The sequence below is a fragment of the Notoacmeibacter ruber genome (genome assembly GCF_003668555.1).
Taxonomy (GTDB): Bacteria; Pseudomonadota; Alphaproteobacteria; order Rhizobiales; family Rhizobiaceae; genus Notoacmeibacter; species Notoacmeibacter ruber.
The window spans coordinates 260,600-284,163 of record NZ_RCWN01000001.1; the positions used below are offsets into that span (position 1 = coordinate 260,600).

General features: G+C 60.9%; 23 protein-coding genes and 1 other RNA gene. 11 read left to right on the forward strand and 13 right to left on the reverse strand.

What is annotated here, in order from left to right; genetic code table 11:
• Positions 1 to 8 precede the first annotated feature (8 nt).
• The 5 genes from D8780_RS01250 to D8780_RS01270 form a co-directional block, all read right to left on the reverse strand.
• Positions 9 to 1,160, reverse strand: a complete 1,152-nt coding sequence (locus tag D8780_RS01250) for an ABC transporter permease (protein ID WP_121644008.1) — start codon at positions 1,158 to 1,160, stop codon at positions 9 to 11.
• Positions 1,157 to 2,263 carry a microcin C ABC transporter permease YejB gene (locus D8780_RS01255; RefSeq protein WP_121644009.1) on the reverse strand — a complete coding sequence of 369 codons (1,107 nt, stop codon included), beginning with the start codon at positions 2,261 to 2,263 and terminating at the stop codon, positions 1,157 to 1,159. Before D8780_RS01255 ends, D8780_RS01250 begins: the two co-directional genes overlap by 4 nt.
• A gap of 32 nt (positions 2,264 to 2,295) precedes the next feature.
• Positions 2,296 to 4,227 carry an extracellular solute-binding protein gene (locus D8780_RS01260; RefSeq protein ID WP_121644010.1) on the reverse strand — a complete coding sequence of 644 codons (1,932 nt, stop codon included), beginning with the start codon at positions 4,225 to 4,227 and terminating at the stop codon, positions 2,296 to 2,298.
• Positions 4,220 to 6,241 (reverse strand): extracellular solute-binding protein, encoded by a 2,022-nt coding sequence (locus tag D8780_RS01265; RefSeq protein ID WP_245412212.1) that lies wholly within the window; start codon positions 6,239 to 6,241, stop codon positions 4,220 to 4,222. The genes D8780_RS01260 and D8780_RS01265 overlap by 8 nt, the downstream gene beginning before the upstream one ends.
• Before the next feature lie 189 nt (positions 6,242 to 6,430).
• Entirely contained in the window at positions 6,431 to 7,390 is a 960-nt protein-coding gene (locus tag D8780_RS01270; protein WP_121644012.1) for a c-type cytochrome, read from the reverse strand.
• Between the two features lie 238 nt (positions 7,391 to 7,628).
• Between D8780_RS01270 and D8780_RS01275 the strand changes: the two genes are divergently transcribed.
• Together D8780_RS01275 and D8780_RS01280 are read left to right on the forward strand one after the other, a co-directional pair.
• Positions 7,629 to 8,363 (forward strand): 3-deoxy-manno-octulosonate cytidylyltransferase, encoded by a 735-nt coding sequence (locus tag D8780_RS01275; protein WP_121644013.1) that lies wholly within the window; start codon positions 7,629 to 7,631, stop codon positions 8,361 to 8,363.
• A gap of 11 nt (positions 8,364 to 8,374) precedes the next feature.
• Positions 8,375 to 9,268, forward strand: a complete 894-nt coding sequence (locus D8780_RS01280) for a prephenate dehydratase (protein WP_121644014.1) — start codon at positions 8,375 to 8,377, stop codon at positions 9,266 to 9,268.
• 23 nt (positions 9,269 to 9,291) lie between these two features.
• On the opposite strand, the gene nudC is transcribed toward D8780_RS01280, so the two are convergent.
• The gene (gene nudC / locus D8780_RS01285; RefSeq protein ID WP_121644015.1) at positions 9,292 to 10,260 is read right to left on the reverse strand and encodes an NAD(+) diphosphatase; all 969 of its coding nucleotides are present in this window, start codon (positions 10,258 to 10,260) and stop codon (positions 9,292 to 9,294) included.
• Positions 10,257 to 10,688 (reverse strand): HIT domain-containing protein, encoded by a 432-nt coding sequence (locus tag D8780_RS01290; RefSeq protein ID WP_121644016.1) that lies wholly within the window; start codon positions 10,686 to 10,688, stop codon positions 10,257 to 10,259. Before D8780_RS01290 ends, nudC begins: the two co-directional genes overlap by 4 nt.
• Positions 10,689 to 10,828: 140 nt before the next feature.
• Between D8780_RS01290 and ffs the strand changes: the two genes are divergently transcribed.
• The 3 genes from ffs to D8780_RS01305 all read left to right on the forward strand — a co-directional run bounded on the left by ffs (position 10,829) and on the right by D8780_RS01305 (position 13,326).
• An RNA gene (gene ffs, locus D8780_RS01295) (signal recognition particle sRNA small type) lies at positions 10,829 to 10,927 on the forward strand.
• A 117-nt stretch (positions 10,928 to 11,044) separates the two neighbouring features.
• Positions 11,045 to 12,919 carry a DNA polymerase III subunit gamma/tau gene (locus D8780_RS01300; protein ID WP_121644017.1) on the forward strand — a complete coding sequence of 625 codons (1,875 nt, stop codon included), beginning with the start codon at positions 11,045 to 11,047 and terminating at the stop codon, positions 12,917 to 12,919.
• 80 nt (positions 12,920 to 12,999) lie between these two features.
• Positions 13,000 to 13,326, forward strand: coding sequence for a YbaB/EbfC family nucleoid-associated protein (locus D8780_RS01305; RefSeq protein ID WP_121644018.1), 327 nt, complete (start codon positions 13,000 to 13,002; stop codon positions 13,324 to 13,326).
• A gap of 64 nt (positions 13,327 to 13,390) precedes the next feature.
• On the opposite strand, the gene D8780_RS01310 is transcribed toward D8780_RS01305, so the two are convergent.
• Positions 13,391 to 13,897 carry a GNAT family N-acetyltransferase gene (locus tag D8780_RS01310; RefSeq protein ID WP_121644019.1) on the reverse strand — a complete coding sequence of 169 codons (507 nt, stop codon included), beginning with the start codon at positions 13,895 to 13,897 and terminating at the stop codon, positions 13,391 to 13,393.
• 60 nt (positions 13,898 to 13,957) lie between these two features.
• Between D8780_RS01310 and recR the strand changes: the two genes are divergently transcribed.
• Genes recR through D8780_RS01325 form a run of 3 tightly spaced genes read left to right on the forward strand, consistent with a single transcriptional unit; the run spans position 13,958 to position 16,360 of the window.
• Entirely contained in the window at positions 13,958 to 14,569 is a 612-nt protein-coding gene (recR, locus tag D8780_RS01315; protein ID WP_121644020.1) for a recombination mediator RecR, read from the forward strand.
• A 58-nt stretch (positions 14,570 to 14,627) separates the two neighbouring features.
• Complete coding sequence (locus D8780_RS01320; protein ID WP_121644021.1) at positions 14,628 to 15,101, forward strand: GFA family protein; 474 nt, start codon at positions 14,628 to 14,630, stop codon at positions 15,099 to 15,101.
• Positions 15,101 to 16,360 carry a lytic murein transglycosylase gene (locus tag D8780_RS01325; RefSeq protein WP_121644022.1) on the forward strand — a complete coding sequence of 420 codons (1,260 nt, stop codon included), beginning with the start codon at positions 15,101 to 15,103 and terminating at the stop codon, positions 16,358 to 16,360. The genes D8780_RS01320 and D8780_RS01325 overlap by 1 nt, the downstream gene beginning before the upstream one ends.
• A gap of 15 nt (positions 16,361 to 16,375) precedes the next feature.
• Here D8780_RS01325 and D8780_RS01330 read toward each other — a convergent pair whose 3' ends face one another.
• The 3 genes from D8780_RS01330 to D8780_RS01340 all read right to left on the reverse strand — a co-directional run bounded on the left by D8780_RS01330 (position 16,376) and on the right by D8780_RS01340 (position 18,998).
• Positions 16,376 to 17,407, reverse strand: a complete 1,032-nt coding sequence (locus D8780_RS01330) for an NADP-dependent oxidoreductase (protein WP_121644023.1) — start codon at positions 17,405 to 17,407, stop codon at positions 16,376 to 16,378.
• 19 nt (positions 17,408 to 17,426) lie between these two features.
• Positions 17,427 to 17,810, reverse strand: coding sequence for a rhodanese-like domain-containing protein (locus tag D8780_RS01335; RefSeq protein ID WP_121644024.1), 384 nt, complete (start codon positions 17,808 to 17,810; stop codon positions 17,427 to 17,429).
• 84 nt (positions 17,811 to 17,894) lie between these two features.
• On the reverse strand, positions 17,895 to 18,998 hold the full coding sequence (locus D8780_RS01340) for a DNA recombination protein RmuC (protein ID WP_121644025.1): 1,104 nt from the start codon (positions 18,996 to 18,998) through the stop codon (positions 17,895 to 17,897).
• Between the two features lie 116 nt (positions 18,999 to 19,114).
• Between D8780_RS01340 and def the strand changes: the two genes are divergently transcribed.
• Genes def through truA form a run of 3 tightly spaced genes read left to right on the forward strand, consistent with a single transcriptional unit; the run spans position 19,115 to position 21,417 of the window.
• Positions 19,115 to 19,648 carry a peptide deformylase gene (def, locus tag D8780_RS01345; RefSeq protein WP_121644026.1) on the forward strand — a complete coding sequence of 178 codons (534 nt, stop codon included), beginning with the start codon at positions 19,115 to 19,117 and terminating at the stop codon, positions 19,646 to 19,648.
• 27 nt (positions 19,649 to 19,675) lie between these two features.
• A complete protein-coding gene (fmt, locus tag D8780_RS01350) occupies positions 19,676 to 20,623 on the forward strand; it encodes a methionyl-tRNA formyltransferase (protein WP_121644027.1) in 948 nt (315 codons plus the stop codon).
• The gene (truA, locus tag D8780_RS01355; protein WP_121644028.1) at positions 20,620 to 21,417 is read left to right on the forward strand and encodes a tRNA pseudouridine(38-40) synthase TruA; all 798 of its coding nucleotides are present in this window, start codon (positions 20,620 to 20,622) and stop codon (positions 21,415 to 21,417) included. Before fmt ends, truA begins: the two co-directional genes overlap by 4 nt.
• Here truA and D8780_RS01360 read toward each other — a convergent pair.
• Both D8780_RS01360 and dapE read right to left on the reverse strand, forming a co-directional pair.
• Entirely contained in the window at positions 21,405 to 21,995 is a 591-nt protein-coding gene (locus D8780_RS01360) for a hypothetical protein (protein ID WP_121644029.1), read from the reverse strand. The two genes, truA and D8780_RS01360, sit on opposite strands and share 13 nt — an antisense overlap.
• On the reverse strand, positions 21,992 to 23,188 hold the full coding sequence (dapE, locus tag D8780_RS01365; RefSeq protein ID WP_121646281.1) for a succinyl-diaminopimelate desuccinylase: 1,197 nt from the start codon (positions 23,186 to 23,188) through the stop codon (positions 21,992 to 21,994). Before dapE ends, D8780_RS01360 begins: the two co-directional genes overlap by 4 nt.
• Between the last annotated feature and the right edge of the window lie 376 nt (positions 23,189 to 23,564).

Consider the following 23,564-nt stretch of genomic DNA (forward strand, 5'->3'; position numbering starts at 1 on the left):
GGCTCTCCTCACTTGAACGCTTTTCGCGGATCGAAGGCATCGCGCGTTGCCTCGCCGATAAAGATCAGCAGCGACAGCATGATCGAGATAACCGCGAAGCCCGACAGGCCAAGCCACGGCGAGCCTGGATATTGCTTACCCTGGCTCAGCATCTCACCAAGCGAGGGAGAGCCGGGCGGCAGGCCGAAGCCAAGAAAGTCGAGGCTGGTCAGCGTCGTGATCGACCCGTTCAGGATGAAGGGCAGGAAGGTCAGCGTCGCGACCATGGCGTTCGGCAGAAGATGGCGCCACATGATGGTGCGGTTGCCCACGCCGAGCGCGCGAGCGGCATTCACATATTCGAAATTGCGCGCGCGCAGGAATTCGGCCCGCACCACGCCGACGAAGGCGACCCATGAAAACAGTAGCATGATGCCGAGCAGAATCCAGAAACCGGGTGGCAGGACCGCGGCGATGATGAGCAGGAGGTAGAGAACCGGGATCGAGCTCCAGATTTCGATGAAACGCTGGAAGATGAGGTCGATCCAGCCGCCGTAATAGCCTTGCACGGCGCCTGCGGCGACACCGATGACGCCGGAGAAGAGCGTCAGAAGCAGGCCGAACAGGACGGAAATGCGGAAGCCGTAAATCGAACGCGCCAAGACGTCACGTCCCTGATTGTCCGTGCCGAGCCAGTTCCAGTTGCCGAGCCGGCATTGCGGGTCGTCGGCGCCATTCGGATAGAGCCCGCAGCGTGTCGCTTCATCATACATCCAGGAAGGCTTTGCCGGCGTGCCCTCGGGAATTTCGCGGTTCACCGTCTGATAGCTGTAACGGATCGGTGGCCAGACCATCCATCCATTGGCCTCGATCTCCTCTGCGATGAAGGGGTCGCGATAATCCGTGGTGGCGTAGAAACCGCCGAATTTCTCTTCCGGGTAATCGACAAGGACCGGAAAGAGGATTTCGCCCTGATAGGATGCGAGGATGGGCTTGTCATTGGCAATGAATTCGGCGCCCAGCGAAAGGATGAAGAGGACAAGAAAGATCCAGAGCGACCAGTAGCCTCGGCGGTTGGCCTTGAAGTTCTCCCAGCGGCGCTGATTGAGCGGCGAGAGAAAGGGACGTCGGACGGCGCGAACCTTCTCGACTTCTTCATAGACGATATCGGCATCGGTCATGCCACGTCCCTCCGCTCGAAATCGATGCGGGGATCGACCCACGTATAGGTCAGGTCGGAGATCAGGCTGACGAGCAGGCCGATGAGACTGAAGATGAAAAGGTTGGCGAAGACGACGGGATAGTCGCGATTGAGAATGCTCTCATAGCCAAGCAGGCCCAGCCCATCGAGCGAGAAGATCTGCTCGATCAGCAGAGAGCCGGTAAAGAAGGCGCTGATGAACGCCCCCGGGAAGCCGGCGATGATGATCAACATGGCATTACGGAAGATATGGCCATAGAGCACCTGGCGCTCCGTCAGCCCCTTGGCGCGGGCGGTCGTCACATATTGTTTGCGGATCTCGTCGAGAAAACTGTTCTTTGTCAGCAGCGTGGTGGTGGCGAAGGCGCTCAGCACCATGGCAGTCAGTGGCAGGGTCAGGTGCCAGAAATAGTCGACGATCTTCATCGGCCAGGACAATTGGTCCCAATTGTCAGAGGTGAGCCCGCGTAGCGGGAAAAGATCGAAGAATGAGCCGCCCGCGAACAGAACCACGAGCAACACGGCGAACAGAAAGCCCGGAATGGCGTAGCCGACAATGACGATCGCGCTCGTCCAGGTATCGAAGGGGCTGCCGTCCTTGACCGCCTTTCTGATCCCGAGCGGAATGGAAATCGCATAGGAAATGAGGGTGAGCCACAAGCCAAGTGAAACAGACACCGGCATCTTCTCGATGATGAGGTCGATGACCTTCACATCACGGAAATAGCTTTCGCCGAAATCGAACCGGGCATAATCCCACACCATCCCGAAGAAGCGTTCATACCAGGGTTTATCGAAGCCGAACTGGCGCTCAAGATCAGCGATGAATTCGGGGTCGAGACCTTGCGCGCCGCGATATTTGCCGCTGACTTCGCCGCCGCCGTCAAAGCTTTGGCCGCCTCCCATATCGCCACCGCCTCCCGAAAGGCGGTCCATGGCGCCGTCACCCTGGCCAGTAACGCGGGCGATGACCTGTTCTACCGGTCCGCCCGGCGCGAACTGCACCACGGCGAATGCCACGGCAATGATTCCGAAAAGCGTCGGGATCATCAGCAGCAGACGCCGCAGAATATAGGCTCCCATGCAAGGTCCTTTGGCTCGTTTTCCGGTCCGGTCTAGTTGCCGGACATATCCGTTCTGGCAAGACCCAGTTTCTCGGCCTTGTTCCTATCCCACCACCATAGCGATTCGATCGCAAATCCATAGGGCGGTTTCTCCCCATAGCCGAAGACATCCCAATGCGAAACGCGATGGCTTGGCGATGACCATTGCAGGACCCAGTCCTGTCGATGGCGCATGATACGGTCGAGGGCACGCAGGGCCGTCCGCAGATCGTCGCGATTTTCAGCACGCCCTGCGGCCGCAATCATCGCATCGACGGCCGGGCTTTTGGTGCCTGCCAGATTCTGCGTTCCGTTCGCGTCAGCCGCCTGACTGCCAAATATGAGAGACAGCGCATCGTCCGAGGGCGTTGCTCCGTGATTGAGGTTCTGCACCGTGCAGTCGAAATCATAGTCGCGGACGCGGCGTTCATAGAGGGTCGTTTCGATCAGCCGCACCGTGGCATCGATGCCGATCCGCCTCAAATTCTGGCTGTAGGGCTGGAAGATGCGGATGAAGCCCTGCTGATCGGTCAGAAGTTCGACACTCAGCCTCTTTCCGTTCTCGTCGGCGACCAGATTGTCGGCGCCTCGCTTCCAGCCGGCCTCGGCAAGAAGGCGTGCCGCTTCGCGCAGCTTCGATCGATCCTGCCCGGACCCGTCGGAAACCGATGGCAGGGGCGGCGACTCCAATAAGAGATCATGCAGTTCATTCAGAAAGGGCTCGAGGAGCGCGCGTTCGGCGCTGCTTGCATGGCCTTTCGCTTCAAATTCCGAGCCGTGAAAGAATGAGGTGGTCCGCTCATATTGGCCGAAGAAGAGCTGCCGGTTCATCCATTCGAAATCGAAGCAAAGATCGAGCGCTCGGCGAATCCGGGCATCGTCGAATTTCGCGCGCCGCCGATTGATCGCCATGCCCTGGAAGCCGCCGACCTCCTCGCGCGGCACTTCGCGTTTGACAACGCGGCCGTCGCGCAGGGCGGGGAAGTCATATTGCTGTGCCCAACGCTGCGATGAAAACTCTTCGCGGTAGAGCGTCTCTCCCTTCTTGAAACTCTCGAAGGCGGGCGCGTGATCGCGAAAGGTCTCAACCCGGATAACGTCGAAATGGTATAGTCCACGTCGGACCGGAAGGTCGGCGCCCCAATAGTCCGGGTCGCGGTCATATTCGATGAAAGTTCCGGCGCGCATGCGTCCGACCCGGTACGGCCCGCTGCCGAGCGGCGCGACAAGCTGTGAGCCGTCATAGGGATGATCGTCCCAGAAGGATCTGGCGATGATGGGCAGCGACGCCGCCGACAGGATTGCTCGCTCGCTATTTTCGTTCGCAAAGGTCAGGCTGACTTCGTGATCGCCGTGGGCCTTCACCGCCGAAAGATTGGTCAGCGGAGCGGAGAAGAAGGGATGCGTTTCCGTGCGCTGAAACCGCTCGTAACTGTCAACGATATCGGCGGCCGTCACCGGCGATCCGTCATGAAACCTCGCCTCTTGCCGCAGGCGGAAGCGATAGCGCCTGCCGCCATCCTCGATCATCACGCTTTCGGCGATGAGGCCATAGATCGAGTCCGGCTCGTCGAAGGCGCCAGCCATGGTGTTGATGGGCGCCGGCGTCATCAGGCCGTCATAGGTCAGTTCCAGTCTTGGCGCACCGATGCCGCGCAGGACGAACATGTTCAGCGTATCGAAGCCGGTTGTACTTTGATTGCCTGTCCAGTTGGGGGCCTGAAAGGAGATGCGCCCGCCCTTGGGTGCATCTGGATTGGCAAAATCGAAATGCTGGAAATCGGGTCCGTATTTCAGTTCGCCAAAAGCCGAAAGGCCATGCAGTGCCTTGTTTCGCGGTATATCTGCAAAAAGCGGCCCTGGCAAAAAGGGCGCGGTGGCCATGGCTGCCGCTCCCGTCAAAACGGCGCGACGGCTCGCGACAGGCATCGCTCCATCAGCCATCTTCGGGCTGCTCCTCAGGCGGCGCGGGCAGCTCTTTCAGGCCTGCGGCAATCGCCTTCGCCGTCTCTTCGTCCTGCCACCAAACGGTCGGGAAGCCGACAGAGAATTCGGGCAGAGGATCAGGCCCCTTAATCTGCTTCCAGACGACCAGTCTCTCGAACGGATAATAGATTTGCGGGATCACGTAATGGTGATGCAGAAGTGCCCGGTCGAGCGCCCGCGTAGCGGCGACCAGATGTTCGCGGGTTTCCGAAAAGATGATTTCGTCGATCAGTCCATCGATGGCCGGATCGGCAATGCCGGCATAGTTTCGCGAGCCGGGTATGTCCTTCGAGGCGCTACCCCAGTAATTTCGCTGTTCATTGCCCGGCGAGAGTGACTGACCCCAGGCCATGGTGATCATGTCGTAATCGAAATTGCGAACCCGCTCGAGATAGGCATTCGGCTCCATGAGGCGCAGTGAGACATCAACGCCAAGCCGCTTCAGCGATTGCTGAAGTGGAGTAATGATCCGCGCCGAACTCTCGGTCGCATAGAGGACCTCGAACTCGAAGGGCTCGCCGGTCTGAGCGTTGACCATTTTGCGGTTGCGCAGTTCGTAGCCGGCCTCCTTGAACAGATCGAGCGCGATACGCAGGTTCTTGCGCATGGCCCCGTTCGATCCGCCGATCGGGTTGGTAAAAACGTCCGTGAAGACCGCTTCGGGAAGTTCCTCCCGGTACTTTTCGAGAATCTCCAGTTCCATGCCTTGCGGCAGTCCGGTCGAGGCAAGTTCGGTGCCCGAAAAGAAGCTGTCGGGCCGAAGGTACATTCCGTAGAAGATCGTGCGGTTGAGGGTCTCAAAATCGAAACAATAGCTGATCGCCCGACGGACACGCGGATCCTGAAATTTCTTTCGGCGCAGATTGGGCACGAAAGCCTGCATGACGCCGGACGCCTTGTCAGGCACGATCTTCAGGTCGACATAGCCCTTTCGCCGCGCCGGAAAAAGGTTCTCGGTATAGGCCGTGTTCCAAGTGGTGGCGCTGTTTTCCTGCCGGAAGTCGAGCTTGCCAGCCTTGAGTGCCTGGATCATCGCCACCTGATCGCGGAAATATTCGTAGCGGATCTTCTGAAAATTGTTGGAGCCGACATTCACCGGCAGGTCTTTGCCCCAATAATCTTCCACACGTTCGTATGTAACGGACTGCCCCGCGCTGAAAGCGCCGACGCGGTAGGGGCCGCTGCCGAGCGGGCGCTCCAGCGTCGTCGCCGTGATATCGCGCTTCTTGCCGCTACTGTCTTCCCCCTCCCACCAGTGCTGCGGCAGGACCAGAATTTCACTGACGATGTGAGGCAGTTCGCGGTTGCCGCGTTCGTTGAAGAGGAAGCTGACCTCTCCCGGAGCGCTCTCGGTCGCTTCCACCACATTGGCGTAATAGAAGCGATATTGAGGGTTCAGTTCCTTGAGCTTGTTGAAGCTCCAGATGACGTCGCTGACCTTCACCGGTTCGCCATCGTGCCACTTTGCCTTGGGATTGAGTTTGAGTGAAACCCAGGAAAAATCGTCCGGATATTTGATGGCGGTGGCGAGAAGGCCATACATCGCAGACGTGTCGGCTTCATCCAGCGCGCGCATGAAAAGCGTCTCGTAGAGGAGCCCGAGACCAGCCGCGGCTTCACCTCTCGGGATGACCGCGTTGAAGCTGTCGAAGCTGCCGAGCGACCCTTGGCGCACCGTTCCACCGATCGGCGCGTCGGGGTTCACATAGTCGAAGCGCTCGAAATCTTCGGGATATTTCGCGTCGCCAAGGAGGGTCGTGGCGTGATGCCAGGGCAGGGCTTCGTGCGTTTCGCGGTCGGGCAGCGTCGGGTTTGCCACCGGCTCGGTATTCTCCTGCGCAAAGGCGCGTGTCCCGGAGAGGACAATCGAGCCAAGGCCTAGCCCGCCGGCTTTCAGAAAGGCGCGCCGATCGAAGGGCAGTGCGCTCTTGCCGAATGGCATGGGCCTCGGGTCGGATCGTCGCTCTGTCATATTCTATCTGCTCCTCGCCATGTCTGACCTGCGCCGCATGTTGGGTGTCGTTAAGGATGACGACAACCGTTAAGGGAGGGCGCACCGCCATAATGGCAATAAAAAAGCCGGCGCAAAGCCGGCTTTTTCATGATGCGAAGATGAAAATTCGGAAAGCTGGTTCCAATAGGGGAAGGGTGTGAGCCCTCCTCAGTTGCTCTCTTCCGGAAGGATTTCCTCCTCCGGCGAAGCCTCTCCATCCGTTGTGGTCGTTTCCGCTTCGGTGGCCGTATCTGATCCCTCGGCCTCCGGCTGCTCAGCATCCGTCCCGGCAGCATCGGTCTGGTCCGGATCAGCGGAATTTGCATCGGTATCAGCCGCTTCATCATCGGCCGAAAGCGCCTCACCTGTTCCTTCGACGGCGGTCGGCGCGGCACCCATATCGCCACTCTCCGAGGAAGGAGCGGCCTCTGTGGTGTCTTCGGCAGGGACGGCGCCGGCCGGGTCGCCCGTGCCTTCGGCAGGACCTGCCCCTTCGGCTTGCGGCTGCGCTTCATCTTCACCGGCAACACCCTCAGGCGGCGGCGCATCGGCTGTGTCGCCTTCCGCCGGAGCAGCTTCGGGCTCCGGTAGCGGCTGCGGATTGGCGGACTGTTCGTTCAGCCATGCCAGAAGGTTCGCGCGGTCGGAATCCTTCTTGAGGCCAGCGAAGCCCATTGCCGTGCCGGGAACTTCATCCTTCGGGCGCAGCAGGAAGGCGTTCATGTGCTCGAAATCCCAGTCGCCGACTTCACCGGCGTAGCTCTGCATCGCTTCGGAGTAGGAAAAACCTTCATGCGAAGCGATAGCGCGGCCAATAACGCCGTGAAGGTTCGGACCAACCTTGTTTGCACCGCCATCTTCGATGGTGTGGCAGGACGCGCATTTCTTGAAGACGGCTTCGCCGGCAGACGCATCGGCGCTTGCCATCAGTTCACCAATCGAAACGGCAGGCTCTTCCTCGGCGGCGGCACCGCCTCCGGCGCCCTCTTCGGCCGCTTCGATCGTATAACCGGCCTGCTCCGGCACCTCTTCATGGAAGATGGCATCGGAAATCAGACCGATCGAAAAGACGACGAACACCGCAGCAAGAAGGCCGCCGACAATCTTGTTCAGTTCAAAAGAGTCCATGAAACTCCAGGCTCCTAGAAGGTCGCTCCCGCAATGTCCGGCGCGGCGTTAGCCGCTTTCCCCTCCGGAACGAACTCCGAAAAGCCACTGCGAGCAAGCCATACGGCTTGTTCCGGACCGCCCCGGCCCGGTTCGCGGCGGAAACTATGTCTTTTGCCTGTCCCTTGCAACACATATAAGGACACCCCGGCGTCGACCTTTGTCGAAGGCTCCAACCCTTGTGGAAAGGTTGCGCGACATGACATCCATCGCACTGATCCCCGCTCGTCTCGCCGCGAGCCGTCTGCCGGGCAAGCCGCTTGCCGATATCGGCGGGCGCCCGATGGTTGTGAGGGTCGCCGAACGCGCCGCCGCCGCGGGCATCGGGCGCGTGATCGTTGCAACCGATAGTGGAAAGATCCGACAGGCGGTCGAGAGCGCCGGCTTTGAGGCCGTGATGACCTCTTCCGCCCATCAGTCCGGCTCCGATCGGATTTTTGAAGCGTTGCAGGCCGTCGATCCCGACGGGAAGATCGAAATCGTTGTCAATGTGCAGGGCGACCTGCCGACGATCGCGCCGGAGATCATCGGCGCTGCGATCGATCTGCTCGACGACCGGAATGTTGCAATCGGTACTCTCTGCGCCCCGATCGTCGAGGCGGCAGAGAAGGAAAATCCCAACGTTGTGAAGCTGGTCGGAAGCCCGTTGGCGGAGCGTCGTCTGCGGGCCCTCTATTTCACGCGCGCGACCGCGCCATGGGGTGAGGGGCCTCTCTACCACCACATCGGCCTTTATGCCTATCGACGCAATGCGCTGGCCCGCTTCGTCGGCCTGCCGCAATCGTCTCTGGAGAAGCGGGAGAAGCTGGAGCAATTGCGCGCTCTGGAGGACGGGATGCGTATCGATGCCGCGATCGTCGACGATGTACCGCTTGGCGTTGACACGGAGGCCGATCTGGCCGAAGCCCGCCGCCGCATCGCAGAAGCGAATTAGGAACGGGAAAAATGGATCAGAGACAGGGTCGCATCGCATTTCAGGGCGAAAACGGAGCCAACTCCGACAAGGCCTGCCGCGACATGTTTCCAGCCATGGAGCCCCTCCCTTGTCCGACTTTCGAGGAGGCGTTTCTGGCCGTCGAGACCGGAGCGGCCGACCTTGCCATGATCCCTATCGAGAACACGATTGCCGGCCGCGTTGCCGACATCCATCATCTTCTGCCGCGATCGCGCCTGCACATCGTCGGTGAGTGGTTTTTGCCGATCCGCTTCCAGTTGATGGGCCTGCCAGGAACGACCCATCAGGATATCAAGACCGTTCACAGTCACATCCATGCACTTGGTCAGTGCCGCAAGATCATCAGGCAGAATGGCTGGAAGCCGATCGTCGCTGGCGATACGGCCGGGGCCGCTCGCGAAGTGAGAGATAGCGGCGACAAGACGCGCGCCGCGCTGGCGCCGGAACTGGCGGCTGAACTCTACGGTCTGGATATTCTGGCGCGGGACGTCGAGGACACCGAAAACAACATCACGCGCTTCGTGGTGCTGTCGGCGGAGGCCGATCAGGCGGTGCGGCACGACGATGTTGGCATCATGACGACTTTCATCTTCCGCGTGCGCAATATTCCGGCGGCGCTTTACAAGGCGATGGGCGGGTTCGCCACCAATGGCGTCAACATGACCAAGCTGGAGAGCTATCAGCTCGAAGGCCAGTTTGTGGCGACCCAGTTCTACGCCGATATCGAGGGGCACCCGGATGATGCCAATGTCGCTCTGGCGCTCGAGGAGCTCGATTTCTTCTCGGATGAATTGAGCATTCTTGGCGTTTATGAAGCCCATTCGAGCCGCAAGCTTCTCATGGACGGAGCGGTCTTGCAGGAGGTTGCCCGTCAGACGATGTGATCCGCCGACGATTAATCAATCCGTCAGGCGGTCAGGCTGACCCAGTCGGTCATGAGGCGTTGCGCGATGGCCCCGCGCGGCGGCGCGGACGGTTCACCCGGCCGGGGCGTTTCACTGCTGGAGTTGGAACGCCGCGACAGGATATCGGCAACCTCGTCGCGGTCGAACCATCGACAATCAGCCAATTCGGTCTCGTCAAAAACGATGTCGGTGGAGAGCGCCTCGGCGAAAAAACCCATCATCAGGCTATGGGGCATCGGCCATGGCTGGCTTGCATGATAACGGACGGCGCCGATCTTGATGCCGGATTCTTCGAACACTTCGCGCCGAACGGTGTCTTCAGCGGTCTCGCCCTGTTCGACGAAACCAGCAAGGCACGAATACATCCCCTCCGGAAAATGAACGCCGCGACCGAGCAGCGCACGCTCGCCGTCCGTAACCAGCATGATCGCTACAGGGTCGATGCGAGGGAAGAACTGCTTCTCGCACTGCGTGCAGACGCGCTTGGTACCGCCGCCGTCCATTTTGGCGGGCGCTCCGCAAGTGCTGCAGAAATGATGATTCTTATGCCATGTGAGGAGAGAACGCGCTTGCCCTGCAGCGCCTTCATCTTCAGGAGACAGTACCCCTTCCGAATAGAGCGAGCGGACAGGGCGCGCCTGATAGGGTGAGGGCAGTTCGTCCATGCTCAGCGTGGTTTGCAGCGCAAGACAGGGCGTCTCGTTGATCCAGCCCAGGAGAATCGGGTCCGCTTCGGAGGCCTGCTGGAGCGCGCTCCATTCCTTCCGCCCCAGCCATGGCGAACGATCCGGCACGAAGACAAGCTGCTCTTCGCTATCGAAGAAAAGTGCTTTCGCCTGCGGATCTTCAAATGCGTCGCCGACGATCCGGGGCGTGCGATGTTCGGATCGCCTTTCGATCGGATTACGCGAAAAACCGGTTTGTCGGCTCGCTTCGACCTTTGGCCAGAAATGCCCGGGCAGCCGATTCAATTTTGGGCAAGCTGATTTTTGAGGCGTTCGCAGAAAGCGGCCCGTTCTTCGCCACGGTACGGTTCACGTACGCCATATCCCCAGATCGGGCCGGGCCAGTTGGGGTCGCCAGCATTCCTTGCGACGATGTGGTAATGCAACTGCGAGACGATATTGCCGAGCGTGCCGCGATTGATCTTGTCGCAATCGGTCACGGCGCACAGGGCTTCCGCTACCTCATTTGTCTCGAATGTCATCATGGTCTGATCGAGCGGCGTGAGTTCATGCAGTTCCTTCACGCCGTTGCGCTGCGGCACGAGCACAACCCAAGGCCATCGGCGATCGTCGATGAGACGCAACTCGCATAGTCCGAGCCAGCAGATGGGATGGCTGTCGGCCTCCAGCTTTCTGTCGATCTCGAAGCCGCTATGCCGGTTGAAGGTCAGCATGAATTCTCCTCTTTCCCGCGTCCATAAGAATGGGAACTATAAAAGGAACGCAAGTCCTCCCACGGCGAAGCGCCGTTTTTTGCGGCAAAAAGCGCCGTTCGAACTTGCAAACCGGTTTATGATTGATGATATGGACCGTGGGAGGCTGGTGGTGGACGCACCACTCGCCAACCGGGTCAGGTCCGAGAGGAAGCAGCCCTAACGAGGTTCCGGCGCGGGTCATCGTGCCAGTCTCCCACCCTTCCCGTTCCGTGATCGTCATCATGGCCGCCAGTCCGGCGCGTACGCCCTTGACGGCGACGAGTTCGGCCCATTTGATGGCCGGGCCTCAAGCACAAAGGGAATCGGCTTAAGCGATGAGCGACCTGCCGGAAATGAGCCAGGAAACCGGCAAGGACGATGGATATCGCGTTCTGGCACGGAAATACCGGCCGCGTGATTTTTCAGATCTGATCGGCCAGGAGCCGATGGTCCGCACGCTGACCAACGCCTTCAAGACCGGCCGGATCGCGCAGGCGTGGATGCTCACGGGCGTCCGAGGCGTCGGCAAGACGACGACAGCTCGCATTCTGGCGCGAGCCCTGAATTACGAGACCGACGAAATTGACCGGCCGTCCATCGATCTGCCGGAAATGGGCCGTCACTGCCAGGCGATCATGGAAGGCCGCCATGTCGATGTGATCGAGATGGATGCGGCCTCCCACACCGGCATCGACGATATTCGCGACATCATCGAGCAGGTTCGCTACGTACCCGTTTCGGCGCGCTACAAGGTCTTCATCATCGATGAGGTGCACATGCTCTCCACGGCGGCCTTCAACGGGCTGCTGAAGACGCTGGAAGAGCCGCCGCCTCATGTGAAATTCGTTTTCGCGACGACCGAAATCCGAAAGGTGCCGGTCACCATTCTCTCGCGTACGCAGCGCTTCGATCTGCGGCGCGTCGATGCCGGCACGCTCGTTCATCATCTGTCGAAGATCGCGGATATGGAGGAAGTCGAAGTCGAGCCGGAAGCGCTCGCCATGATCGCGCGCGCCGCCGAAGGCTCGGTCCGCGACAGCCTGTCGATCATGGATCAGGCGATTTCCCATGCCGCCGGCAAGGTGGAAGGTGAAACCGTCCGCGCCATGCTGGGCCTCGCCGACCGTGCTCGGGTGGTCGACCTTTTCGAGCATTTGATGGGAGGCGATCTTCCCGCCGCTCTGGGCGAGTTCCGCAGCCAGTACGATTCCGGCGCCGATCCGGCCGTCATCCTGACCGATCTTGCCGAGTTCACCCATCTCGTCACCCGTCTCCGCTTCGTTCCGGAGGCGGCGGACGATGCGTCACTGTCGGAAGAGGAACGCGAGCGCGGCACGGCCTTCGCCCAGCGCATGAGCGTGCGAGCCATGAGCCGCGCATGGCAGATGCTTCTGAAGGGGATCGCCGAAGTGCAAACGGCCTTCCGGCCCGTGGCAGCGGCGGAGATGGTCTTGATACGCATCGCTCATGCCGCCGATCTGCCCAATCTGGACGACGCCATCCGCATGGCGCAGGAGGGTGCCCAGGGGAGTGATGCGCCTGTCGGCGGTCCGGCCGGCGGCGGAAATGGGGGCGGCGCCCGGGCCATGGCTGGAGGTGGCGCGACCGCCAGCGGACAGCCAATGCCATCGGCTGCACAGTCCCGACCCGCTCCGACGATGCGTCTCGTCGCGAGCCAGCCGGAGGCGAAACCTTCAGGGCGCGCGCAGCCGCAATCCGATCACCAGGTCGAGGAGGAGACCCAGCGCTTCACCCCGCTGGAATCCGTCGCTGATCTGTTAAAGCTGGCCGAGCAGCGCCGCGATCCCGTCTTCCGGGGCAATATCAAGCGCTTTGTCCGGCCTGTTTCCTTCGGCCCCGGGCGTATTTCCGTCCAACTCGATCCCGGCGCGCCTGCGACGCTGGTTTTCGATATACAGAACAAGCTGCATGAATGGCTCGGCGAGCGGTGGACCATTTCCACGAGCCGCGAGGGCGGGGGGCAGACCGCTGCCGAGGAAGAGCAGGCCGCGCGCGAGGCGGCGCTCGGAGAAGCCGCTCTCGACCCGACCGTTGCGTCGATTCTTCAAACTTTTCCCGGTTCCAGGATCGTCGATGTGCGCATGCCGGAGAGTGAAGCCGAAGCGGATGTCGAAGAGATTGATGCCGACGCTGCGGCGCAGGCGGCAAAAGATGCCGGCTTTGATGACGAAGACGATTTTGAGACCTAGTCGGTTGGCGCGCACTGGCGGATCGCAGGCCGGCTCTCTATCTGCGAAGCCACGATTGCAATGATACGGAGCGCCGACCGATGAAGGATCTGATGGGCCTGATGAGCAAGGCCAAGGAAATGCAGGCCAAGATGGCCGAGCTTCAGGCCGAGATCGAAACCATGGAAATCGCCGGCATGGCAGGCGGCGGTCTCGTCGCCGTCACGCTGACGGGCAAGGGCGATCTGAAGTCTCTTTCCATCGACCCCTCGCTGATGAAGGAAGGCGAGGGCGAGATTCTCGAAGATCTGGTCGTCGCGGCGCACGCCGACGCGCGCGCCAAGCTGGAAACCGCGATGGCGGAAAAGACGCAGTCCATGACGTCGGGGCTGGGCCTGCCGCCCGGCATGAAGTCGCCTTTCGGTTGAGGCCAGCCGCAATATCGGGGATTGGTGCCGCTTTCCAGAGAGCGGCCCGGACGGTGTTGAAGGATCAAACCAGCACGCGCTGCATCAGAATGGCGGGAAAGGGAATACTCTCCCCCAGCATGACGGTGACCTCTTGAACCCGCTCGAAACCGTGTCGCTCATAGAACGCTTCGGCCGGCAGCGACGAAAAGCACTGGAGCCGGGTCATGCCGGAATCCAGCGCATCGCTCACACATCGTTCCAGAATGGCGCTTCCGACACCGGTGCGCATCTGGCCGGGCTCGGTCGCGAAATGGCGGACATGGCCTGTCGCACCCACCTTGTCGCCGGTACCGGGCGTGGCGTGGCTCCAGCCGCCGCAGCCCACGATCGTGCCGTCGTCGATCGCCTTGAAGTAGCGTCCGCTTTCGAGCAGCTTCGGATCGATCCGAAGCATGGCGGGCAGGGCGTTTTCCAGAATGTCGGCCTCGTACCAGCCGGGATAGACTTTTGCGTAGCAGCGACCGATCAGCGCTTCCAGCGCGTCCCGATCCTCGACCATGGCCTTCTCGATTACCACACCTGCTGACATGAGCCCCTCATTTCCTCCACGCTTCTTGGCGAATCATAGCGCTTCCGGCAGGACAGTGCCATGAGTGGAAGACGCATCGCGGGCCCGGAAATCGAAAAATTGATCCAGCTTCTGGCACGTGTGCCGGGGCTAGGACCCCGTTCGGCTCGCCGGGCGGCCCTTCAGATGATCAAGAAGAAAGATCAGCTGATGGGACCGCTGGCGGAAGCCATGGCGCTGGTTCACGAGCGCGTGACGACCTGTTCGACCTGCGGCAACGCCGATACCTCCGATCCTTGCGCGATCTGCTCCGACCCGCGCCGCCAGACGGGCACGGTGATCGTAGTCGAGGAGGTGGCCGATCTCTGGGCGCTGGAGCGCGCCGCCGCCATGCCGAATGTTCTCTATCACGTGCTCGGCGGCGTCCTGTCGCCGCTCGACGGGATCGGGCCCGACGATCTTTCCATCGCAGCCCTGGTTGACCGGGTGCATGCAGGCGGCATCAGCGAATTGATCCTTGCCGTCAACGCCACCGTGGAGGGGCAGACGACGGCCCATTACATCACCGACCGTCTTGCCGATTACGACGTTGCCGTCACCCGCCTCGCTCACGGGGTTCCGGTCGGAGGCGAGCTGGATTATCTGGACGATGGCACGCTTGCCGCCGCGCTGAAGAGCCGCACGAAGTTCTGACGTGTCACTGTGCTTTCTGTGGGTTAGGCTGGGACGAATCATCTCAGCAGGAGGCGTGATGGCTGATCATTGGAAACTGCCTTGGAAGGCCCATTGCCGCTGCGGCGCTGTTGAAATGACCGTTTCGGCCCCGCCGCTGATTACCATGGCCTGCCATTGCAAGGGCTGCCAGCGCATGAGCGGGAGCGCCTATTCGCTTTCCATGGCCATCCCTAATCCCGGCTTCTCCGCTGAAGGTCCGTCGTTGGACACAAGGGAAGCCGAGGACGGGGCCGGGTATACGCATCATTTCTGTCCGCAGTGCCACTCGTGGATATTCACCACCATGCCCGAGGGAATGGACTTCACCAATTTGCGAGCGACGATGCTCGATGACGCTTCCTGGTTCGCGCCTTTCGTCGAAACGCAGACGGCGGAAAAGCTGCCCTTTGCCGAGACCGGTGCGGCCCACTCATTCGAGCGGTTCCCGCAGATGGAGGATATGATGCCGCTCGTCGAAAGCTTTGCGTCGGAAGGCGCAAAGCCGCTCTGATGACTGGGCCGAACAGAAAGTCGGCCGCATTCTCGATCGCCGTTCTGATCTGCGCGGGCCTTTTTGCCGCTTCCGCCATGGCGCAGGATCGACAGGCGGTCGAGCGGCAATATCAAACCTGGCTGCAAAACGATATCTGGCCGGCGGCGAAGGCGGATGGCGTTTCGCGCGCAACCTTCGATAAGGCCTTTCGCGGGGTGTCATTAAATTGGGATCTGCCCGATCTCGTGCCGCCCGGCAGCAAGCCCCAGACACCGAAACGGCAGCGACAGGCCGAGTTCGGTTCGCCCGTAAAGTATTTCAATCGCGGTTCGGTCGACGGCGCGACGTCTGTCGGACGTCAGATGGCCAGGGTTCACGCGCGGAGCTTGGCGGCTGTCGAGCGCGCCACGGGCGTTCCGGCGCGGATCATTCTGGCGATCTGGGGTCGCGAAAGCGGCTATGGCCGCGTGGCGATTCCCCACAATGTCTTCGAGGTTCTTGGCACAAAGGGCTTCATGGCAACCCGCGCGGCCTATTTCCGCGATGAACTGGTCGCTGCCTTGAAGATCGCGGAGGCCGGACATGCACCCGAGGCCGCGATGAAGAGTTCTTGGGCGGGGGCGCTCGGTCAACCGCAATTCATGCCCTCGAATTTTTTGAAACATGCCGCCGATGGCGATGGCGACGGGCGTGCTGATATATGGCGCTCCGAAGCCGATACGATTGCATCGATCGGCAATTATTTGCGTCATTATGGCTGGGTGCCGGGCCGGGACTGGGGCTATGAAATCACCTTGCCCGCGAACGTGTCCTGCACGCTGGAAGGTCCGGATCGCGGCCGTCCGTTGGCCGATTGGGAGGCGATGGGCATTCGCCGTGTTTCCGGAAAGCCCTTCCCGGATGTCGAACGCAAGGGCGAGATGTACCTTATGCTGCCTGCAGGCCGCTACGGCCCGGCTTTTCTGGTGACGCCGAATTTTTACGTCATCAAGGATTACAATGAGAGCGACCTCTACGCGCTTTTTGTCGGTCATGTCGGTGACCGCATCCAATATGGCGTCGGTGATTTTTCCGCCGGTTGGGGTGATATTGGCGGCCTCTACCGTTCCGATATCGCGGTGATGCAGCGCGCCCTGGAGCGCGAGGGCAAGGACGTTGGCGGCGCTGACGGCCTGCCTGGCTTCAAGACACGCCGCGAGATCGGCGCCTGGCAGAAGCGCAGCGGACAAAGGGCGACCTGCTTCCCCACAAAGGCGATGGTGGGGCGGCTGAAATAGCCGCCCGCGTAAGCCTCATTCGGTCGGGTCTTCGCCGACCTTGACGACCATCTTGCCGCGATTGCCACCCGACAGAAGATCGCGGAAATAGGCCGGTGCATTCTCCAACCCGTCGCGAATATCTTCGCGATATTTCACTGTTCCATCCTTCAGCCATCCGCTCATGTCTTGAAGGAAGGCATCGTGATGCTCGATATCATCGTAATTGATGAAGCCACGAACCGTCAGCTTTTTGGAGAGGATGTTGCGCCAGATCTGCGGCGCCATGTCGGGCCCTTCCGGCGCGCTGGTCAGATTGTACCATGCGATCATGCCGCAGAGCGGCACACGGCCGAACTCTTTCATCAGCGGCAGAACTTTGAAGAGCACGTCACCACCGACATTTTCGAAATAGATATCGAAACCATCGCCTGCGGCGGATTCAAGCGATGATTTGAAGTCGCCCGTCTTGTAATCGACGCACGCGTCAAAGCCGAAGGTTTCTTCGACTTCCTGGCACTTCTCCGGTCCGCCCGCGATGCCGATGGCGGTTGCGCCTTTCGCCTTGGCAATCTGGCCGACGATCTGACCGACAGCGCCTGCGGCGGAAGAAACGCATACCCTGTCGCCACTCTTCACCTTGCCGTGAACGATAAGACCGACCCAGGCGGTAAAGCCCGGCATGCCCATGACGCCAAGATGAGTGGAGATCGGCGCCAGCGAGGGATCGATCTTCCGACAATCCTCGCCCCTAATGACGGCATGGTCGACCCACCCCGTCCGCGCCAGGACGATATCGCCCTTCGAGAGGCCGTCGGCTTTGCTGTCCGCGACCTCACAGATGCTTTCGGCCGTGATCGGCTGACCGATCTCGACCCCCGCCGCATAGCTTTTCGCCTGACTCATACGACCGCGCATATAGGGATCAAGGGAGAGATAAATGACACGCACCAAAACTTCGCCCTGCGCCGGTGCATCAAGGGTCTTCTCCCTGAGCGGCAGGTCCTCGTCCGTGGGCATTCCGTGCGGATGTTGCGCCAATACGATCTGGCGGGCGGTAATACTCATCGATCTTACCTTTGATTGTCTATTCTGAGGGCGCGACCTTCTTGGGATTTCCGGTCGCCATGTCCGTGCCGATATAGGGCTTCCTGGCCTCTTTCCACTTGGCGAAGCCACCTTCCAGATGAGCGATACGGCCACCGACCCCTGACATATATTTTTTCGCTACGCGTTCGGAACGCAGGCCCGAACCGCAATGAAGGACGATGGGCTTGCCTTCCCGGCTCGGCAGATCGGTGCCGTCGACAAAGGCCATGGGCGCATTCAGAGCTCCTTCGATATGCTCGAAGAGATATTCCTGAGGCGTACGGACATCGATGACGACGACCGACTTTCTGGAGAGCGCCTCGGCCAGATCGTCGACGGACCAGCGCTCGAATACGCCATTGTCCAGCTTTTCTTCCTGCATGCGGGTTCCTCCTCGGTGGTTGAGGTGATATTCGCCAATTAAGATATGTCACCCGCCGTTTTCAGACAGGGCGCGGAGGTCGAATTACTCCGCGGCCATCGCGGAATCGGCATCGTCCTTGGGAGAGAGTTCGACGGCCGCGATCGCGTCACCCCGGCGGGTAAGGCGTCCGATCGTGCGGGCTAGCGCGTCGATGTCCTTTTGGCTCTGGCCAAAATGCGATTGCAGTTTGCCGAGCAGCGTATCGACTGCGCCGATTTCATCCATGAGGGCAGCGACTTCGGCCTGAATGCGGTGAGCCTCGCGTGCCATGGCTTCGTCGCGGCGCATCGAGTGAACGATGCCGAGGGCGAGCATCAGAAGAGATGGCGAAACGAGCATAACCCGTCGACGCGCCGCGCGCTCGACGATCGGCCCAAAATGCTCGTGAAGGTCGGCGAAGACGCTCTCCGACGGCACGAACAGAAAGGCGAAATCCTGAGTTTCGCCGGGACGGAGATATTTGTCTGCCACGGCATCGACATGAACCGCCATATCGCGGCGGAAGCGCTTTCGGGCGGCATCGCGTGTCAGATCGTCATCCGCCTCTCCGAGCGCACGCCAGGCTTCAAGCGGAAATTTCGCGTCGATGGCAAGCGGCGGGGCGCCGCCGGGAAGGTGAACCAGCGCGTCCGGTCGGGTGCCGGATGACAGCCGTGTTTGCAGGTCGAAGCTGCCCACCGGCAGGGCGTCGCGCAGGATGGCTTCCATCCGTCTCTCGCCAAACAGTCCGCGTGTCTGCTTGTCGGCGAGGATGGCCTGCAAACCCATCATCTCTCCGGCCAGTTCGCCGATATTGCGTTGGGCGCTGTCGATCACTGCCAGCCGTTCGGCCAGTTCCGTGAGGTTGGTCTGCGTCGCCTTGTTCTGCTTCGTCAGGCTTTCGCCAAGCCGGCCAGAGAGCGATTCAAGCCGCCGGGCAAGGCGCGCATCCAGCGCTTCCTGCCGCTCGCCAATATGATCGGCCAGCGCGCCGAGACGCCCAGCCAGTTCGGCCTGTTGATGTTCCACGCGAGCAAGGTTGTGCCGTCCCGCCGTCATGCGGCCGATCACGACAGCGAAAATCAAAAGAGCGCTAGCCAGCATCCAGAGCGGAAGCGTCAATCCGCCGGGAAGAGCGATCGGCATTGTCAGAGAAGCGGTCTCCATGAAGCGACACTGTCAGATTTGTCGATAGACGACAAGAACATATCAGAAACGTCCTTGCGGAAGCCTTACCGTTTCAAGAGTTGACATCGCTGGCGTCCGGCTTAGAAACCGCCTCCATGTCAGGCACGCAACGTCCACTCGTCGTCATTCCAGATCCGATTCTCCGACAGGCCTCGAAACCGGTCGAGCGGATCGATGACGATGTGCGCAAACTCGCTGACGACATGCTGGCCACGATGTATGAAGCGCCGGGGATCGGACTGGCCGCCATCCAGATCGCCGAGCCGCTGCGCCTCATCACCATCGATCTGGCGAAAGACGATGACGAACCCGCGCCGCATATCTTCATCAATCCGACGATCGTCGCGCATGGCGACGAACCGAATGTTTATGAAGAGGGGTGCCTCTCGATCCCGGACTATTTCGCCCAAGTTCAACGTCCCGCAACCGTGACCGTCGAGTATCTGGACCTTGCCGGCGAGAAGCAGACGATCGAGGCGGACGGATTGATGGCGACCTGCCTCCAGCACGAAATCGACCATCTGGAAGGCGTTCTTTTCATCGATCACATATCGCGGCTGAAGCGCGAGATGGTGATCAAGAAATTCAAGAAACTCGCCAAGGAGCGGGGCGGTACCCGCCTGCTCTGATCGCAATCCCGCAGGGAGTGGGGACCCATGGCTCTCTCCGTCATCTTCATGGGTACGCCGGATTTCTCGGTTCCGACCCTTCGCGCTCTCCATGAGGCTGGACACGAAATTCGTGCGGTCTATACCCAGCCGCCCCGTCCGGCAGGCCGCCGTGGCCTGGAACTGACACCGTCTCCCGTTCATCGCGCGGCGGACGAGTTGGGACTTTGCGTTCGGCATCCCTCGGCATTGAAGAGTGCGGACGAACAGGAACAATTCGCCACGCTGGACGCCGATGTCGGCATTGTCGTGGCCTACGGGCTGCTTCTGCCGCAGCCGGTCCTGGATGCGCCCCGCCATGGCTGTTTCAACGCTCACGCGTCCGCCCTGCCGCGCTGGCGTGGTGCGGCGCCGATACAGCGGGCCATCATGGCCGGCGATCGCGAAACCGCGATGATGGTCATGAAGATGGAAGCCGGTCTTGATACCGGACCCGTCGCGATGGAAAAGCGGGTGCCCATCGAAAGCGACATGACGGCTGGCGAACTCCATGATCAATTGGCAGAGGCCGGCGCGTCGCTGATGGTCGACGCGATCGCGGCGCTGGAAGCTGGGGAGATCACCCTGACGCCCCAGCCGGAGGAGGGTGTGACCTATGCCGGCAAGATCGCCAAGGCCGAAACCCGGATCGACTGGAGCGCCGATGCGCAGGCAGTGCATGATCATGTGCGTGGGCTGTCGCCCTTTCCAGGGGTTTGGTGCGAGATGGATCTTGCTGGCCGTCGCGAGCGGGTCAAAATTCTGAAGACGCGGCTTGTCCGCTCCGATGCTCTCGACGGTACACCCGCCGGCACGCTTGTCGGCGAGCCGGCCGTCATTGCCTGCGGGCAGGGCGCGGTTGCTCTGGAGCGGCTGCAAAAGGCTGGCGGCAAGCCACTCGATGTCGACGATTTCCTGCGGGGCAACGCACTGGCGGTCGGTGATCGGCTGCCATGAGTGATGAGCAGCCAACGCAGCGTTATCGCGCAACCGTCGAATATGATGGCACGCCCTATAAGGGCTTTCAGCGCCAGGCGAACGGCCATTCGGTGCAGCAGGCGATCGAAGAGGCGATCTACTCCCTTTGCGGTGCAGATGTTCGGCTGACCGCGGCGGGCCGCACCGATACCGGCGTCCACGCTCTGGCGCAGGTCATCCACTTTGACATTCCGGCCGGCAAGACGCCCTTTCGGGTCATGGAGGCACTCAACGCTCTCCTCGTCCAAGCCAATGAGCGTGTCGCTTTTCTGGATTGCGAGACCGTCGGCAATGATTTTTCGGCGCGCTTCTCGGCAACCGGCCGCCGCTATCTTTATCGAATCATCAATCGCCGTGCGCCGCTAACGGTCGAGCGGGAGCGCGCTTGGTGGATCCGAAAGGGCCTTCTTGACGTCGACAGGATGAATGAAGGGGCGAAGCGTCTGCTTGGCACCCACGATTTCACAACCTTTCGCGCTGCCGACTGCCAGGCGAAATCGCCGATCCGTACGCTGGACGAGTTATGGGCCGAGCGGATCGATGAGCACGAAATTCATATCCACGCCGCCGCCCGGTCTTTTTTGCACAATCAGGTCCGCTCTCTGGCCGGGTCGCTAAAGCTGGTCGGCGACGGCAAATGGTCCGCTGACGATCTTAAGCAAGCGCTCGAGGCCATGGATCGAAAGGCATGCGGGCCGGTCGCCCCCGCGCACGGCCTCTATCTCTCCGCGGTTTCCTACAGGTCTGCCGAAGGTGCGTCTCAGCCAAATTGAAGGCCGAGGGCCTCGGCCATGCCGTAGCTGCTCAACATGCTGAGCAAGAGGCTGATGAATACAAAGGCCACCGCCTGTCCGCCGCCGATACCGAGCGCCGCGCGCAGTAACCGCCAATAGAGGGCGGAGATGATGCCGAGGATGACCAGAATTAGGATCGCATCGAATTCGGCGGCAGTCGGAAACAGAATTCGACCAACCCCGATCGGCACGGCGAGAAAGGCGAATATGGCGCCTGCCCAGTTGGTCGTCACGAGAAAGGCGTTGTAACGAGGCCCCAGCCCCACCGCCCACAGCAATGGTATGAAAACGACCAGAGGGACCATCCATTCCACAAGACCACTCAGCGCGATGCCCGTGATGAGCGATACCATCTGCTCGGCCGTCGCTTCCGCTCCAAGGATGACGCGAGCCGAGCCCACCCAGCCGATGGCCAGCGATGGAAGGGCGACCAGGATGGCGCGAAACGAGGCGCGGGCACCCTTGGGCGAGAGATCCAACTGGCCCAGCAAGCCCGATTCCATCGTCCGCATCATCTGCCAGACGGTTCGCAGGGCGTGGACGGAGGCTTCGTTCAAGAAGGGCTCTCCTTGGCAAACCATGCCGTCAGGAACCGCTCATATACCCGTGTCAGTCTCTCCAGGTCTGCCAGAGGAACCTGCTCGTCGATCTTGTGCATGGTCTGCCCGACCAGTCCGAATTCGACGACAGGACAGTAGTTTTTGACGAATCTCGCATCGGAGGTGCCACCGGATGTCGAAAGGTCCGGCGTACGTCCCGTCACCGATTCGACGGCGCGCATCAACGTGCCGATCAGATGATCGTCATGCGTGACGAAAACCTCGGAAACGCGCGGCACCCAGTCGGTCTGCCATTCGATCGCCTCTCGGCCCGGACGAAGGGAGGTATCTTTCGCCGCAGCGGCGAGCCGGCGTTCGATTTCCTCGACAAGCGTCTCAGCCGTCCAATGATCGTTGAACCGGATGTTGAAGACCGCTCTTGCTTCGGCAGGAACGACGTTGGTCGCCTGATTTCCGATCTCGACCGTCGTGACCTCGAGATTGGACGGTTGAAAGCGTTCGGAGCCCTGATCGAGCGGCGGGTCCATCAGTGCGTTCAGCATTGGCACCAGCGCCCGGATCGGGTTGTCCGCCAGATGGGGGTAGGCAACGTGACCCTGTGTGCCGCGAATGGTCAGCGTGCAGGTGTGGCTGCCGCGCCGTCCGACCTTGATCATGTCACCGATCATTTCCGGGTTGGTGGGCTCGCCAACAAGGCAGGCATCGAACTTTTCCCCGCGCTGATCGAGCGCGTCCAGAACACGTACCGTCCCGTCGAGGGCAGGGCCTTCCTCGTCGCCTGTAATCAGAAGGCTGACCTTGCCCTTCAAACGCCCGTGCTTTTCGACGCAGCGCGCATAGGCGGCCAGAAAGGCGGCAATGCCTCCCTTCATGTCGACCGCGCCACGACCGACCATGACGTCATCGCGAACCTTCGCGCCGAAAGGCGGCGACGACCAGGCGGCCTCGTCGCCAGCAGGAACCACATCGGTATGGCCGGCAAAAAGCAGGTGCGGTCCGCCTGACCCCGCGCTCGCGTAAAGATTGTCGATCTTCGGGCGCCCTTCCGTCTGAAATGGCAGCCGATCGACCGAAAAACCCTGGTCTGAGAGAAGCGATTGGAGAAGGTCCAGTGCGCCGCCTTCCTCGGGCGTGACGGACGGACATCGGATAAGCGCGGCGAGTATTGCGACGGGATCGGTCGTGGTGATGGTCATGGCCCTAGCTACGCCGCGCAATCGGAGGCTGCAAGAGCGCGATAACGGCGTTTGAGGTCGTTCCAAGCGGCAAAAAATATTTTTTGCTTTCGATGGAACTTTTCGGCGGTACGCCCCGCCGCCCCATTTTCGTCCGATTGCTGACCTAAATGCCTAACTCATCGCACTGATCCAACGCGAAGCGATCTCAGGGCCGACTATCGGGTCGGGATGCTTCGCTCTGATGAAGCCAGATATGATCTCCGGCTTAGCTTTTGCGCGGGCGAAAGCGCTCAGTGCTTGAGGATCTGATGTTTCGTGAGACGGCTGGCGCGATGGGGGCGCGACGCCGTATCGGGGGAGAAAAGGCGGACCGCATGATCGGCATGCG